General features: G+C 67.1%; 1 protein-coding gene. It reads left to right on the top strand.

Features of this window, described 5'->3' with window-relative positions; all coding sequences use genetic code 11:
* A partial coding sequence (locus EA796_RS22890; RefSeq protein ID WP_147459083.1) for an OprD family porin occupies positions 1-1,188 on the top strand: 1,188 nt, incomplete at its 5' end.
* Between the last annotated feature and the right edge of the window lie 3 nt (positions 1,189-1,191).

Raw genomic sequence — 1,191 nt, 5'->3', positions numbered from 1 at the left:
GCCTTCGTCGACGACAGCAAGGCGGTGCTCGATGCCCGCAATTTCTACTTCAACCGCGACTTCCGGCAGAGCGGCGCGACCCAGGCCAAGGCCGAGGAGTGGGCCCAGGGCTTCATGCTGCGCTTCGAGTCCGGCTACACCGAGGGCCCCGTCGGTTTCGGCATCGACGCCATCGGCCTGCTCGGCCTCAAGCTCGATTCCAGCCCGGACCGGGTCGGCACCGGCATCCTCAAGAGCGACCGCGAGGCGCCCAAGCGCGCCCAGGACGAATACGGCGAGGCCGGCCTGACCGCCAAGCTGCGCGCCTCCAACAGCACCCTCAGACTCGGCACCCTGCAACCTGTGCTGCCGGCGCTGATGCGCAACGACAGCCGCCTGCTGCCGCAGACCTTTCGCGGCGCCTGGCTGAGCAGCAACGAGATCGAGGGCCTGAGCCTGGACCTCGGCCGCCTCGACCGGGTCAACCAGCGCGATTCCTCGGATAACGAGGAGATGACCGTGTTCAACGGCGGCAAGCGCAATATCGTGCTGGGCAGCGCCAAGAGCAGCGACGAGTTCCTCTTCGCCGGTGGCCGCTACCAGTGGACCCCGGAATTGGCCACCAGCTACTACTACGGCGGCCTCGACGGCATCTACACACAGCACCTGGTCAACCTGGTGCACCAGCTGCCGCTGGGCGAGGGGCAGAGCTTCAAGTCGGACATCCGCTTCGCCCGCTCCAGCGACGACGGCGGCAGCAATGTCGACAACGACGCCTTCGGCGCGCTGTTCACCTACCGCCTCGGCGCCCAGAGCTTCACCGCCGGCTACCAGCACCTGTCCGGCGACACCGGTTTCGCCTACATCGCCGGCGCCGACAACGCGCTGATCAACCTGGTGCAGATCAACGACTTCGGCAACCAGGACGAGCGCTCCTGGCAGCTGCGCTACGACTTCGACTTCGCCGCCCTCGGCGTGCCGGGGCTGACCTTCATGACCCGCTACCTGTCCGGCGACAACGTCGACCGCGGCGCCGGCTTAAGCGAAGGCAAGACCTGGGAACGCAACACCGACCTGGCCTACGTGGTGCAGAGCGGCCCGCTGAAGAACCTCGGCCTGCGCCTGCGCAACGCCACCACGCGCAGCAACATCGGTGCGGATCTGGACGAGAACCGCTTCATCGTCAGCTACAGCCTGCCGCTCTGGTAAGGC

This window comes from Pseudomonas sp. AOB-7, assembly GCF_003696305.1.
Lineage (GTDB): Bacteria > Pseudomonadota > Gammaproteobacteria > Pseudomonadales > Pseudomonadaceae > Aquipseudomonas.
This window is presented reverse-complemented; position numbering and strand designations above follow the sequence as displayed.